Annotated in this window: 12 protein-coding genes; 8 read left to right on the plus strand and 4 right to left on the minus strand. The window is 74.1% G+C overall.

Annotation, left to right across the window (positions count from 1 at the left end):
• Nucleotides 1-28 precede the first annotated feature (28 nt).
• Nucleotides 29-2,206: a discoidin domain-containing protein gene (locus tag ACFUJY_RS16715; RefSeq protein WP_383299579.1), complete on the plus strand. Its 2,178-nt coding sequence runs from the start codon at nt 29-31 to the stop codon at nt 2,204-2,206.
• Between the two features lie 95 nt (nt 2,207-2,301).
• Nucleotides 2,302-2,814 carry a DUF664 domain-containing protein gene (locus tag ACFUJY_RS16720; protein WP_383300275.1) on the plus strand — a complete coding sequence of 171 codons (513 nt, stop codon included), beginning with the start codon at nt 2,302-2,304 and terminating at the stop codon, nt 2,812-2,814.
• Here ACFUJY_RS16720 and ACFUJY_RS16725 read toward each other — a convergent pair.
• Nucleotides 2,781-3,593: an AraC family ligand binding domain-containing protein gene (locus ACFUJY_RS16725; RefSeq protein ID WP_383299582.1), complete on the minus strand. Its 813-nt coding sequence runs from the start codon at nt 3,591-3,593 to the stop codon at nt 2,781-2,783. The two genes, ACFUJY_RS16720 and ACFUJY_RS16725, sit on opposite strands and share 34 nt — an antisense overlap.
• 88 nt (nt 3,594-3,681) lie before the next feature.
• Here ACFUJY_RS16725 and ACFUJY_RS16730 point away from each other — a divergent pair, with 88 nt between their 5' ends.
• Nucleotides 3,682-4,122, plus strand: a complete 441-nt coding sequence (locus tag ACFUJY_RS16730; protein ID WP_383299584.1) for a DUF2000 family protein — start codon at nt 3,682-3,684, stop codon at nt 4,120-4,122.
• Between the two features lie 43 nt (nt 4,123-4,165).
• Here the strand turns inward: ACFUJY_RS16730 and ACFUJY_RS16735 are convergent, their stop codons facing one another.
• From ACFUJY_RS16735 to ACFUJY_RS16745, 3 genes are all read right to left on the minus strand, one after another.
• Nucleotides 4,166-5,212, minus strand: a complete 1,047-nt coding sequence (locus tag ACFUJY_RS16735; RefSeq protein ID WP_383299587.1) for a polyprenyl synthetase family protein — start codon at nt 5,210-5,212, stop codon at nt 4,166-4,168.
• Nucleotides 5,209-6,273, minus strand: a complete 1,065-nt coding sequence (locus ACFUJY_RS16740; RefSeq protein WP_383299590.1) for a tetratricopeptide repeat protein — start codon at nt 6,271-6,273, stop codon at nt 5,209-5,211. Before ACFUJY_RS16740 ends, ACFUJY_RS16735 begins: the two co-directional genes overlap by 4 nt.
• Nucleotides 6,274-6,504: 231 nt before the next feature.
• Nucleotides 6,505-7,797 (minus strand): alpha/beta family hydrolase, encoded by a 1,293-nt coding sequence (locus ACFUJY_RS16745; RefSeq protein ID WP_383299592.1) that lies wholly within the window; start codon nt 7,795-7,797, stop codon nt 6,505-6,507.
• Nucleotides 7,798-8,046: 249 nt separating this feature from the next.
• On the opposite strand from ACFUJY_RS16745, the gene ACFUJY_RS16750 reads away from it, so the two are divergent.
• Genes ACFUJY_RS16750 through ACFUJY_RS16770 form a run of 5 tightly spaced genes read left to right on the plus strand, consistent with a single transcriptional unit; the run spans nt 8,047 to nt 13,511 of the window.
• The gene (locus tag ACFUJY_RS16750; protein WP_383299595.1) at nt 8,047-9,303 is read left to right on the plus strand and encodes an ATP-grasp domain-containing protein; all 1,257 of its coding nucleotides are present in this window, start codon (nt 8,047-8,049) and stop codon (nt 9,301-9,303) included.
• Entirely contained in the window at nt 9,300-10,139 is an 840-nt protein-coding gene (locus ACFUJY_RS16755; RefSeq protein WP_383299597.1) for a Rossmann-like domain-containing protein, read from the plus strand. The genes ACFUJY_RS16750 and ACFUJY_RS16755 overlap by 4 nt, the downstream gene beginning before the upstream one ends.
• On the plus strand, nt 10,136-11,203 hold the full coding sequence (locus ACFUJY_RS16760) for a PLP-dependent cysteine synthase family protein (protein WP_383299599.1): 1,068 nt from the start codon (nt 10,136-10,138) through the stop codon (nt 11,201-11,203). The genes ACFUJY_RS16755 and ACFUJY_RS16760 overlap by 4 nt, the downstream gene beginning before the upstream one ends.
• On the plus strand, nt 11,200-12,258 hold the full coding sequence (locus ACFUJY_RS16765) for an enolase C-terminal domain-like protein (RefSeq protein ID WP_383299602.1): 1,059 nt from the start codon (nt 11,200-11,202) through the stop codon (nt 12,256-12,258). Before ACFUJY_RS16760 ends, ACFUJY_RS16765 begins: the two co-directional genes overlap by 4 nt.
• Entirely contained in the window at nt 12,255-13,511 is a 1,257-nt protein-coding gene (locus tag ACFUJY_RS16770; RefSeq protein ID WP_383299604.1) for an MFS transporter, read from the plus strand. The genes ACFUJY_RS16765 and ACFUJY_RS16770 overlap by 4 nt, the downstream gene beginning before the upstream one ends.
• Nucleotides 13,512-13,519: the final 8 nt, after the last annotated feature.

A 13,519-nucleotide genomic window follows, 5' to 3' on the forward strand; every position in this document is an offset into this window, starting at 1 on the left:
GTCCCGCACTCTTCCGCCAGGAGAGAATGTGCACAGAGCCGGTTCAGCCCTGCCCGCGAAACCCCGCGCGGGCACGCTGCTGATCACCCTCCTCGCCCTCGTCGCCTCGTCACTGGTCATGCTGACCGCGCCCGTCGCCCGGGCCGCGGACTCCCTGCTGTCGCAGGGGAAGACCGCCACCGCCTCCTCGTCGGAGGGCGCCGGATACGCGGCCTCGGCCGCCGTGGACGGCAACCTCACCGGCACCCGCTGGGCCAGCGAGTGGAGCGACCCCCAGTGGCTCCAGGTGGACCTGGGCGCCGCCGCCGACCTCAGCAGGGTCGTCCTGACCTGGGAGTCCGCCTACGGCAAGGCGTACGAGATCCAGGCGTCCGACAACGGTTCCGACTGGCGCACCCTGAAGACCGTCACCGGCGGCGACGGCGGCACCGACGACCTCGCGGTCAGCGGTTCCGGCCGCTACGTCAGGATGCACGGCACCGCCCGCGCCGGTGGTTACGGCTACTCCCTGTGGGAGTTCCAGGTGTACGGCAGCGCCGGCTCCGGAAACCCGGACCCCGGCACCGGCGGAGCCGTCCGCGTCACCGGTTCGCAGGGCAACTGGCAGCTCACCGTCGGCGGCAAGCCGTACCAGGTGAAGGGCCTGACCTGGGGCCCGTCCGTCAACGACGCGGCGCGGTACATGCCCGACCTGAAGTCCATGGGCGTCAACACGATCCGGACCTGGGGCACCGACGGCACCTCCAAGCCGCTGCTCGACGCGGCGGCGGCCAACGGCATCCGCGTGGTCAGCGGCTTCTGGCTGCAGCCCGGCGGCGGCCCCGGCAGCGGCGGCTGCGTCAACTACCTGACCGACGACGCCTACAAGTCCTCGTCGCTCACCGAGTTCGCCAAGTGGGTGGACACGTACAAGAGCCACCCCGGTGTGCTCATGTGGAACGTCGGCAACGAGTCGGTGCTCGGCCTCCAGAACTGCTACAGCGGCGACGAGCTGGAGAGGCAGCGCAACGCGTACACCGGCTTCGTCAACGACGTCGCGAAGAAGATCCACACGATCGACCCGGACCACCCGGTGACGTCCACCGACGCCTGGACCGGTGCCTGGCCCTACTACAAGCGCAACGCCCCCGACCTCGACCTGTACTCGATGAACTCCTACGGAGACATCTGCAGGGTCCGCACCGCCTGGGAGTCCGGCGGCTACACCAAGCCCTACATCATCACCGAGGGCGGCCCGGCCGGTGAGTGGGAGGTCCCGGACGACGCCAACGGCATCCCGGACGAGCCCACCGACGTGCAGAAGGCCGAGGGGTACACCAAGGCGTGGAACTGCGTCACCGCCCACCAGGGTGTCGCACTGGGCGCCACCTTCTTCCACTACGGGACCGAGCACGACTTCGGCGGCGTCTGGTTCAACGTGGTGCCGGACGGCAAGAAGCGGCTCTCGTACTACGCGCTGAAGAAGGCGTACAGCGGCTCCACCGCCGATGACAACACCCCGCCCGTCATCAGCAACATGACGGTGCAGAACGCCGGCGGCGCCCCCGCGGGCAAGGAGTTCACCGTCCGCGCCGACGTCCGCGACCCGGACAACGACCCGGTCACCTACAAGATCTATCTGAGCGGCAACTACGCGACCGGTGACAAGGCCCTGGTGGAGGCCGACTGGCGGTCCACCGGCAACGGCACCTTCGCGGTGACCGCGCCCGCGCGGCTCGGGGTGTGGAAGGTGTACATCCAGGCCGAGGACGGGCACGGCAACGCCGGCATCGAGACCAAGTCGGTGAAGGTCGTGGTGCCCCCGGTCAGCGGCACCAACATCGCGCTCGGCCGCCCCGCCACCGCCACCTCCGCCCAGGCCGGCAGCAGCGGCTGCCCCTGCACCGCGGCGATGGCGACCGACGGACGGCTGGACACCCGGTGGGCCAGCGACTGGAGCGACCCGCAGTCCATCCAGGTCGACCTGGGTGAGCGCACGTCGTTCCGCCACCTCCAGCTGGTGTGGGACCCGGCGTACGCCAAGTCCTACGAGGTGCTGGTCTCGGACGACGGCAACTCCTGGCGGTCGGTGTACACCACGACCACCGGGAACGGCGACGCCGACGACCTCGACATCGCGCAGACCGCCCGTTATGTGAAGCTCAACCTCACCCAGCGGGGCACGGCGTGGGGCTACTCCCTCTGGGAGTTCGGCATCTACAGCTGACGACCGGGCGGGTACCGGCGGGACGCCCCGCCGGTGCCCGCCCCGGTGCGTGTCGGTGGCCGCACCGGGGAAGGGGAACGGCCATGGTTGAACGCATGAACGTCACCGACATCCTGACCGACGGGTACACCCGCATCCGGGAGACCGTGCACGCGGCCGTCGAGGGCCTGGGCCCCGACGACCTCCACGCCCGGCTCGACGACGACGCCAACTCGATCGCCTGGCTCGTGTGGCACCTGACCCGAGTCCAGGACGACCACATCGCGGACGCGGCCGGCACCGAACAGCTCTGGACCGCCCAGGGCTGGGCCGGCCGCTTCGATCTGCCCCTCCCCACGGACGCGACCGGCTACGGGCAGAGCAGCGAGGAGGTCGCGGCCGTCCGGGTGGGCTCGGCCGATCTGCTCATCGGCTACTACGACGCCGTCCACGAGAACACGCTCGGCTACCTCCGCGGCCTGGGCGGCCACGCGCTGGACCGTGTCGTGGACGAGGCGTGGGACCCGCCCGTCACCCTGGGGGTGCGGCTGGTCAGCGTCCTGTCCGACGACCTCCAGCACGCCGGTCAGGCCGCCTACGTACGCGGAGTGCTCGAACGCCGCGCGTAGCGCCCCGGCGCCGTGCCCACGATCCGCTTGAAGTGGCGGGTCAGGTGCGACTGGTCGTAGAAACCCGCCGACGCGGCGACCGCCGAGGCCGGGACCCCGCGCAGCAGCAGCCGCCGCGCCAGGTCGACCCGCCTGCCCATGACGTACTGGTGCGGCGCCATCCCGAACTCCCGGCTGAACGCCCTTACCAGATGGGTGTGATGGGCGTGCAGCCGCGCACCGGCCTCCTGGAGCGTGACGCCCTCGACGTAGCTCGCGTCGAGGAGCTCACGCAGCCGGTGCGCGAGCCTGCCGTCGTGGACGTCCGGGGCTGAGCCGGCCCGGCCGCCCAGGTGCTGTTCGAGCCGTTCCGCCACCAGGGCCAGCCGGCTCGCCGCCTCCAGCTCGTCGCCCGGGGCCGCGAGGGTGCGGTGGAGGCGGTCGATACGGCTGCGCAGCGCCGGGTCGTGCAGCACCGGCCGGTCCACCGCCCGGCCGATCAGCCGTTCGTCCACCTGGCCGGTGTCGAGGTACAGCACGCGTTTGCGGAAGCCCTCTGGGGTGGCCGCCGCACCGTTGTGCGGGACGTGCGGCGGCAGCAGCGTCACCGTGTGGGTGAGCACACCGTGCTCGTGGTGGTCCAGGTCGTAGCGCACCATGCCCTCGTCCACGACCAGCAGCGTCCAGGCGTCGTGCGTGTGCATGGGGTACGCGTGGTCGGTGAAACGCGCGTGGAAGACCTCGGCGATCCCCTCCACGGGCGGCGACCACGCGGTGATCTCGGGACGTCCTGCGGCCATGCGCCGATCGTACGCCGGGCGGGCGCCGCTCCCCGACGTGCAAAGTTCGTACAAGACCGGGCCCCGGGAGGCCCGGCAGGCTGCGGGCATGACAGCCGAGAGCACCGCACCCGCCCCCGTACGCTTCGACACCAAGATCGCCGTGCTGCTCAGGAACGACCTGGAGACCTGGCAGCGCCTGAACGTCACCGCCTTCCTGGTCAGCGGTCTCGGCACGGTCGCCCCGGAACTGATCGGCGAGCCCTACACCGACGCGGACGACACCCCGTACCTGCCGATGTTCCGCCAGCCGGTCATGGTCTTCGAGGGCCCGAAGGAGATGCTGACCACCGCCCACACCCGTGCCGTCGGCCGGGGCGTCGCGCTGTCCGTGTTCACCTCGGACCTCTTCGCGACGGGCAACGACCGCGACAACCGCGCCGCGGTCCGCGCGGTGCACCGGGACTCGCTCGACCTGGCCGGGATCGCGGTGCACGGGCCCCGCAACGCGGTGGACAAGATCCTCAAGGGTGCGTCGATGCACCGGTGACGACGGCCGCGCCGCCAGCCGGAGCGAGGGCGGCGCGGTGGCCTCACAGAGCGCGGTCCACGACGTACGGGAACAGTGTGAGCATCTCCTCCAGGGCGTCGGGCGCCGACGCAACGCTCTCCAGGCAGGCCCGTGCCCGCTCCAGATGACCGTGCGCCTCCGCGGTGGCGGCCGCCCGCCCGCCGGCCTCCTCCACCAGCCCGGCGGCCCGCCGCACCGCTTCCTCGTCGAGCGGGCCGCCGCGCAGCAGCGCCGCCAGCTCCGTCGCGGCCGGACCGCCGGCGGCGAGCGCGGCGAGCACCGGGAAGGTCTTCTTGCCCCGTCCGAGGTCGCCGTGCACCGGCTTGCCCGTGACCGCGGGATCGCCCCAGATGCCCAGCACGTCGTCCGCCGCCTGGAACGCCACGCCCAGGTGGCGCCCCGCCGCGGCCAGCGCGTCGGCCTCCGTGCGCCCGGCGCCCCCGAGCAGCGCGCCCAGACCGGCGGCGCAGCCCAGCAGCGCACCGGTCTTGCGCTCGGCCATCTGCCGGTACTCGTGCGCCCGCACGGCGTCGGGACCGGTCCAGGGCCGCGACTCGAAGAGCAGGTCGTCGGCCTGGCCGTGCACCAGGTCGGTGAGGGTCCCGGCGAGCAGCCGCAGCGCCGGCGCGCACTGCTTGCCCGGCGCGTCGGTGAGTGTCCGCACCGCCTGGGCGAACAACGCGTCCCCCGCGAGGACCGCCGGGCCGGTTCCGTAGGTCTTCCACGCGGTGGCGCGTCGCCTGCGCGTCTCGTCGCCGTCCATGATGTCGTCGTGGAGCAGGGAGAAGGTGTGGATCAGCTCGACGGCGACCGCTCCGGGCACCGCGTCCCGGGCCTCCGCCCCGACGGCCTCCGCGCCGAGCACGGCCAGCGCCTGGCGTACGCCCTTGCCCTGGGCGCCCGGCACATCGTCGCCGTCCACCCCGTCCCACCCGAGCGAGAAGGCGGTGATCTCGGCGTGCCACGGGTGGAGTCGGCGCACGGCCCGGGACAGTGCGGGGCGGGCCAGGGCGCGGCAGCGGGCCAGTATCCGCGGTGCGGTCACCGGAGAGGCCGTCGGAGAAGTCATCGCCCACCGCCCGTCTCCGCCGCCGTGTCCCCGGCCCGCTCCACGCCCAGCTCCGTGTACGCCCGGTCGACCATGTCCCGGGCATTGAGCAGCCCGATCCGGTCGAGCGTGGCCCGCAGGGCGTCCAGGTCGGCGGCCGTCTCCCCGGCGTCCCGCCCGAGCCGGGCGAGCGACTTCACCAGCCCGAGCCGCGCCAGCGCCTCGCCCCGGAGCTCCGCCATCGCCCGGAACTCCTCCAGCGCCCCCGCGTAGCCCTGCCGGGCCTCCTCATGGCGTCCGGCGCGGTAGAGCACGTTGGCGCGCATCTTGTGGTTGTACGCCAGGGCGCTCGACAACTTCATCTCGCGGCAGGTGACCTCGGCCTCCGCCAGCAGTTCCAGCGCGCGGTCCGGGTCGTTGTCGCGTACGGAGATGATGTCGGCCATGCCGCGCAGCGCCCAGGCCCGGCCCCGCCGGTCGTCGGCGTCACCGGCCAGCCGGGCCGCCTCCTCGAACATCGCCAGGGCGGTGTCGAAGGAACCGGTGTTGCGGTGGATCTGCGCGATGCCCTCCAGGGCCCAGACGGTGTGGCGGGCTTCGCCGCGTGCCCGTGCCTCGGCGAGCAGTTGCTCGTGCAGCGCGGCGACGGTCCGGTAGTCGCCCTGGATGCGCCCGGTCTCCGCAAGGCCGGCGAGGGAGTAGCCCCGGGCGACGACGTCCCCGCCCTTCTCGCCCATGTCCGCCGCCAGGCCCAGGAGCCGGAACGCGAGCCGGAGCCGGCCGCGCTGGCGGGCCAGCGTGCCGCCGCTCCACAGGGCCCAGGCCATCGCCCCGGCGTCGTCCGCCGAGCGTGCGGCGCGGTAACTCGCCTTCCACGCGGAGTCGGCGTCCCGCACCTGGCCGAGCCTGCGGTGCGCCTCGGCCACGGCGAGACCCGCACGGGCCACGTCCCCGGCGGAGCCGGAGCGTTGGGCCTCCGCCAAGTGGCGTATGCCCTCGGCGAGTACGTCCGTGAGCGAGGCGTTCACGGACATCTTGGTGAGGGCGCCCTGGTATTCGGGCGCCAGTGCCTTGCTGTGCATGGAAGCCTTTCGCGCGGGCACGGGCGGCCCCGGACATGACTATGCAGTGCGTGTATACACAGGGCGCATAGCTGGCCGGATCTCCGGTCCGTGCTCAGGGGGGAGGGGCGAGAGTGGTCGTGTGTGCGGCGTGCCGCCTTGCTGTGGATCAAGACCGCGGATCGGCGTCCGGGGTTGCCTCGTCCCTGGAATTGCCGACGGAACGCTGGACCGGGCGCGTTCGTGACCGCGTCACGCGGACCCGTCGGCCAGGTGCTCGACGAACCATGCCCGCGCCCGCTCGGCGACCTCGTCCAGCGTGCCCGGCTCCTCGAACAGGTGGGTCGCCCCCGGGACGACGTCGAGCCGGCTCTCACAGCGCAGCTCCGCCTGTGCCCGGCGGTTCAGGTCCAGCACCTCGGTGTCCCGGCTCCCCACGAGCAGCAGGGTGGGGGAGCGGACCTCGCCCAGGCGGGCGCCCGCCAGATCCGGCCGGCCGCCCCGCGACACGACCGCCCCGATGCCCGTGTCCCGGTCCGCGCCCACGACGGCCGCCGCCTGGAGCGCGGCGGCCGCGCCCGTGCTGGCACCGAACACGCCGAGGGGCCCGGGCGCATGGCCCCGCACCCAGGCGGCGGCGTCCACCAGGCGGCCGGCGAGGGCCGAGATGTCGAAGACGTGGCCGCCCTCCGCCTCCTCGTCCGTGGTGAGCAGGTCGAACAGCAGCGTGCCGAGGCCGGCCCGGTTCAGCGCCGCCGCCACCGACCGGTTGCGCGGGCTGTGCCGGCTGCTCCCGGAACCGTGGGCGAAGAGCACGAGCGCCCCGGAGCGGCCGGCCGGTGTCAGGGTGCCGGGCAGGCCGACCCCGCCGGCCTCCACCAGGACGTCGCTGGTCAGCCGGGGACCGGTCTGCCGCGTGGCCCGGGCCAGGAGCGCGACGACCTCCTCGTCCGGCGTCTGGCCGAAGTCCCGGTACCACTCGCCGACCGCCGAGAACCCGGCCGGCGACGACAGGCAGACCAGTTCGTCCGCCTCCTCGCGCAGCCGGGCCGCGGCGGACGGCGGCGCGACCGGCACCGCCACCACCACATCTGCGGCGCCCTGCGCCCGGGCCACCGCGCAGGCGGCGAGCGCGGTCGCGCCGGTGGCGATCCCGTCGTCCACCAGGACCACGGTGCGTCCGTCCAGGGGGACGCGAGGCCGGTCGCCGCGGAACTTCCGGGCCCGGCGCCGCAGTTCCGTCTCCTCCGCCTCCCGAACGGCTGCGATGTCGGAGTCCGACACGCCGGCCCGGCGCACGATGTCGTCGCTGATGACCCGGACCCCGCCCTCCCCGATGGCCCCGAAGCCCAGCTCCGGGTGGCGCGGGACGCCCAGTTTGCGGACCACGATGACGTCCAGCGGGGCGCCGAGCTCCTGCGCGACGCGGAAGGCGACCGGCACACCGCCGCGCGGGAGACCCAGCACGACGGGATCGCTCTGCGCGAGGGGACGGAGGGCTTCGGCGAGCCGCCGGCCCGCGTCGGCCCGGTCGGCGAACAGCACGGGTCTCACCCCCTGTCGAGGGACACGTACGACGGTCCCCCGCTCTCCCGCCGGGCGACGCGCGTACCTCATTCCAATCAACCGCGCCCGCCGGGCCTGCGCAAATCGACGGAAACGCACCTGATCCGGAAACATGGATGACAATGAAAACGATTGTCGTTAACGTATGCGGGGTTGGGCGCGCAGCGTGCCGGCCATGTGCCGACGCGTGCCCGGAATCCCGCAACCGTGTGTCCAAGAGGGGGAGTTGTGGCTCATCTGCTGATGGTCGAGAGCTGGGTCGGGTCGATGAGCAGACTGCTCCCGAGAGCGATCCGGGAGGGCGGGCACGCGTTCACCTTCATCACCCGCGACCTGCACCACTACCTGCGCTCGGCACCCGAGGGCACCCGGCACCCGCTGCTCTCGGCCCGGAACGTCCTGACGGCCCCCACCAACGATCCCGACCGCCTGCTGCCGTTCGTCGAACGGGCCCACCGGGCCATGGGGTTCGACGCCGTGGTGTCCTCCTGCGACTACTACCTGCCGGTGGCCGCCCGCATCGCGGCCCGCCTGGGCCTGCCCGGGCCCGCCCCCGAGGCGATGGAGAACGCCTGCCGCAAGGACGCCACCCGCGACGTCCTCGCCCGTGCCGGAGTGCCCGGCCCGCGCTACGCGGTCTGCGCGGACTGGCCCGGCACCGCGAAGGCCGCGGCGCGGCTCGGGCTGCCGCTGGTCGTCAAGCCGGTGGACCTGTGCGCGGGGATGCTGGTGCGCCGTGTGGACGACGAGGCGCAGCTCGCCGACGCCCACCGCGCCCTCGCCGGCTTCCCGGTCAACGCGCGGGGGCAGCGGCGTTCCCCCGTCGTCCTGCTGGAAGAGCTGCTGCACGGACCCGAGGTCAGCGTCGAGACCGTCACCCACCGGGGACGCACCCGGGTCATCGGGGTGACCGACAAGAGCATCGGCGGCGCGCCGGCCTTCGTGGAGACCGGCCACATGTTCCCGGCGGCCCTCACCGACCAGGACGCCCGCGCGGCCCGGGACACGGCGGTCCGGGCGGTCGAGGCACTGGGCCTGGACGACGTGGTGGCGCACACCGAGATCAAACTGACCCCCGAGGGACCCCGCGTGGTGGAGGTCAACCCCCGCCCGGCCGGCAACCGCATCACCGAACTCGTCCGGCACGTCACCGGCATCGACCTCGCCGCCGCCTGCGTGAGCGTGGCGCTCGGCGAGGAGCCGGACCTGCGGGCGCACGACACCGGCCTGCGGAGCGCCGCCATCGGCTTCCTGGTACCCGGCGCCGGGGGAGTGCTGGACGGCATCGACGGCGGCGACGCGGTCGGTGAGGCCGACGACGTGCTGGAAGTCAGCCTCGCCGCGCCCGGCACCCGGGTCACCGCCGAAGGCAGCAACAACGGATACCTCGGGCACGTGATGGCCGGAGACACCGAGGGGCCGGGCGCCCGCGCCCGGGTGGAAGCGCTGCTGGCGGGCCTCCGCCCCCGGGTGGTGTCCCGATGACCGCGCGACCCGGCACCGCCACGGCCCCGGCCCCCGGCTCCTGCGAGGAGCTGGTCTCCCGGGCCCTGGCCGGCGCGTACGGGCACGATCCGAGGGCCCTGCGCGTCAGCACCGCCTTCACCACCCGCCAGTCCGTCAGGCATACGGGGCGGGCCGGCGGCTACCGCAACGAGGTGCTGAGCCTCCGCATCGCCGCCGCCGTCGGCTCCTGCGCGGTGGAACCGGGGGAGCTGCCGGCCGACGCGGCCGACGACTGCGTCGGCGCCGATGCCGCCACCCTGCTCGCCCACCCGCTGCGGCCGGTACGGATCGCCGCACTCGACGCCTTCCTCATGCACGCCCTGCCCCACGGCCCCGCCTCGGGCGCCCTGCCCCTGCCGCTGCCCGCCGGTGGCTCCCTGGAGAAGTCGCGGGCCAGGGCGCGCGCCGTCGTCGGCCTCCTCGACCTCCCGCCCGGCCGCACCGTGCTCGTCGTCGGCGTCGTCAACTCGCTCCTGGAGGCGCTGCGCGAGCGCGGACTGCGTTACGAGCCCTGCGACCTCAAGGGCGGCACCACGGAGTGGGACGAACCGGTACGCCGGGACGCCTCGGACCTGCTCGGCCGCTGCGACGCCGTCCTCGCCTCCGGGATGACCCTCGGCAACGGCAGCTTCGAGCACTTCAGGACCCACGCCCTGCGGCACGGCAAGCCGCTCGTGATGTTCGCCCAGACGGGCAGCGCGGTGCTGCCCCGGCTCATCGGCTCCGGGGTCACCGCCGTGTCCGCGGAGCCGTACCCCTTCTTCTGGCTCGACGGCGGCCCCGGCACCATCCACCAGTACGGAGGCACCCGGTGACCACGACACTCCTGCGCCCCGCGGGCAACCGCGAACTGCTCGGCCTCGTCGGGCGCACCCCGCTCGCCCGGATCACCACACCCCTGCCCTCGCCGCACCCCGGATTCTGGGCCAAGCTCGAAGGCTTCGGAGTGGGAGGCATGAAGGCACGCGCCGCCGTCTCGATGCTCCAAGGAGCCGAGGCACGCGGCGAACTCCGGCCCGGCGCACCGGTCGTGGAGTCGACGTCCGGCACACTCGGCGTCGGCCTGGCCTTCGCGGGCCAGGCACTCGGCCACCCCGTGATCCTGGTGGGCGACAGCGAACTCGAACCGTCCATGCGGCAGTTGCTGCACGCCCACGGCGCCCGGCTCGAACTGGTCGACCGCCCCGCCGAGGAGGGCGGCTGGCAGGCGGCCCGGCTCGCCCGGCTCCGCGAGCTGCTGACCACGCTGCCCGACGCCTACTGGCCCGACCAGTACAACAACCCCGACAACACCGCCGGTTACGCCTCGCTCGCCGCCGAGATCGCCGGCCGGCTCGACCGGGTGGACGTGCTGGTGTGCAGCGTCGGCACCGGCGGACACAGCGCCGGCACCGCCGCCTCGCTGCGCGGACACTGGCCCGCGCTGCGGCTGATCGGCGTCGACGCCACCGGCTCGGCCATCTTCGGCCAGCCCGCCCGCCCCCGGCTCATGCGCGGCCTCGGCAGCAGCATCCATCCCCGCAACGTCGCCCACGACCGTTTCGACGAGGTCCACTGGGTCGGCCCGGCCGAGGCCGCCGACAGCTGCCGCAGGCTCGCCAGGGGCAACTTCGTCAGCGGCGGCTGGAGCACCGGGGCCGTCGCCCTCGTCGCGGCCTGGGCCGCCCGCACGCACCCGGGCGCGGTCGTGGCCACCGTCTTCCCCGACGGACCGCACCGCTACCTCGGCAGCGTCTTCGACGACGGCTTCAACGCCCGCCACGGCCTCCGCGCGGGCGCCCCCGCGACCCGGCCCGTCGAAATCTCCCACCCCGGCGCGGCGGAGGCCACGGGCTGGACCCGCTGCACCACCGTCACCCGTCCCCAGGAGCCCCGATGAAGTGCGCCCTGCGCACCGTGGAGCTACGGCTCGCCGAGCCGCTGCGGATCTCCCGGTCCACCACGACCGCCCGGCACGCCGTCCGGCTGTCCGTCGAGCATCAGGGGCTCCACGGCCACGGCGAAGCCGTCACCAGCGCGTACTACGGGCTGGACACCGGGACCCTGCACCGGTGGCTGCACCGGTGCTCCCGCTCACTCGCGGCCTTCCCCGACCCGGAGACCGCCCTCGCGGCACTCCCCGAGGACGCCACCGCGACACCCCCGGCGGTCACGGCCGCCGTGGAGTCCGCGCTGCTCGACCTCGTCGGCAAGCGTGCCGGTGAGCCCGTGCACCGGCTCCTCGGCGCCGCCGCCCCGCCGGAGGCCGCGACCGCCCGGACCATCGGCATCACCGCACCGTCCCGGGCCGCCGCCCTCGCCGCCCGCCTCGCGTACCGGGGGTTCACCGTCCTCAAGGTCAAGGCCGGATCCGCGGACCCCGAGGACGACATCGCGCGGGTCCGCGCGGTCCGCGCGGCAGCCCCCGGCGCCCGTCTGCTGCTCGACCCGAACGGCGGCTGGAGCGGGTCCGCCGCGCCCCGGCTGCTCGGACGGTTCGCCGAACTGGGCGTCGAGGCCGTCGAGCAGCCCGTCGCACCGGGCGACCCCGAGGGGCTGGCCCGGCTCGCCGCGCACTCACCGCTGCCGGTCGTCGCGGACGAGGACGCGGTCTCCTTCGAGGACGCCCGCCGCCTCGCCGGCCGCGTCCACGGCATCAACGTCAAGCTCGCCAAGTGCGGCGGCCCCGGCGCGGCCCTGCGCATCGCCGGCCTGATCGCCGGGAGCGGGACCGACCTCATGCTCGGCTGCCTCACCGCCAGCTCACTCGGCATCGCCCCCGCCGTCCACCTCGCCGACCGCGCCCGGTGGACCGACCTGGACGGCCATCTCCTGCTCGCCCACGACCCCTGGACCGGCATCGGCGGCCACGACGGCACCGTACGCGCCGGTGCGCGGCCAGGACTCGGCGTACGGCCGAGCCCACCGCACGCCCCGGCGGAGGTGCGACCGTGACGACCTGGCGCGAGATACGCGACTTCAGCCCGGCCGTCCGCCTGCTGCTGGTCAACCAACTCGGCGTGAACACGGGCTTCTACCTGCTCATCCCCTACCTCGCCGTCCACCTCAGCCGCGACCTCGGCATGTCCGCCGCCGCCGTCGGCACCGTGCTCGGCATACGCAACCTCAGCCAGCAGGGGCTCTTCGTCATCGGCGGCTCGGCGGCGGACCGGCTGGGCGCCCGGGGCGTGATCATCACCGGCTGCGCACTGCGGACCGTGGGCTTCGCCCTGTTCGCCCTGGGCGACGGAACGGCGGTGCTGCTGGCGGCCTCGGTGCTCAGCGGACTGGCCGGCGCCCTGTTCAACCCCGCCGTGCGCGCCTACCTCGCCCAGGAGGCGGGGGAGCGCAAGGCCGAGGCATTCGCCCTGTTCAACGTGTTCGCGACGACCGGGGCCCTGGTCGGCCCCCTGCTCGGCAGTGCGCTGCTTCTCGTCGACTTCCGGGCCGCGGCCCTGACGGCGGCCGGGCTCTTCGCGCTCCTGACCGTCGCCCAGGCCCTGATGCTGCCGGCCGGACAGGTCGCCCCCGCCGGGGGGAGCGTGCTCGCCGACTGGCGCGAAGTGGTGGGAAACCGGGCGTTCATGGCGTTCGCCCTGGCCATGGTGGCCATGGTCGCGCTGGAGAGCCAGCTCTATCTGCTGCTTCCCGAGGGCGCCCGACGGGCCACCGGGTGGGACGGAGCGGCCGGGCCGGTCCTCGTCGTGGCGACGCTCGCCGGGCTCGGGCTCCAGCTGCGCATCACCCGGGCGCTGCAACGCCGTGGCAGCCGGGCGGGCTGGATCAGCTGCGGCCTCGCGCTCATGGCCGCGGCCTTCGTGCCGCCCCTGCTCGTGACGTCCGGACCCGACTCGGGGGACATGCCCGGCGCCGCGTTGCGCATGGTGCCGGTACTGATCGGCGCCCTGCTCCTCCAGACCGGCCTGATGATCGCCCAGCCCTTCGTCATGGAGCTGGTGCCCGGCTTCGGCCGGTCCCGGCTCACCGGCACCTACTTCGGCGTCTTCTACGTGGTCTCCGGCATCGCGGCCGCCCTGGGCAACGCCGCCGTCGGCTGGGCCATGGACACCGGCGCGCGCACCGGAGCCGGATGGCTGCCGTGGGCGTGCTGCGCCGGCCTCGGGCTCGCCTCGGCGACCGCCGTCGCCCGGCTGCACCGCACCGGGGCACTGCCCACCGGGCCGGCGCCCCTGCCGGCCCGTGCCTGAGGGGGGCA

Source organism: Streptomyces sp. NPDC057249, from assembly GCF_042669245.1.
GTDB lineage: Bacteria > Actinomycetota > Actinomycetes > Streptomycetales > Streptomycetaceae > Streptomyces.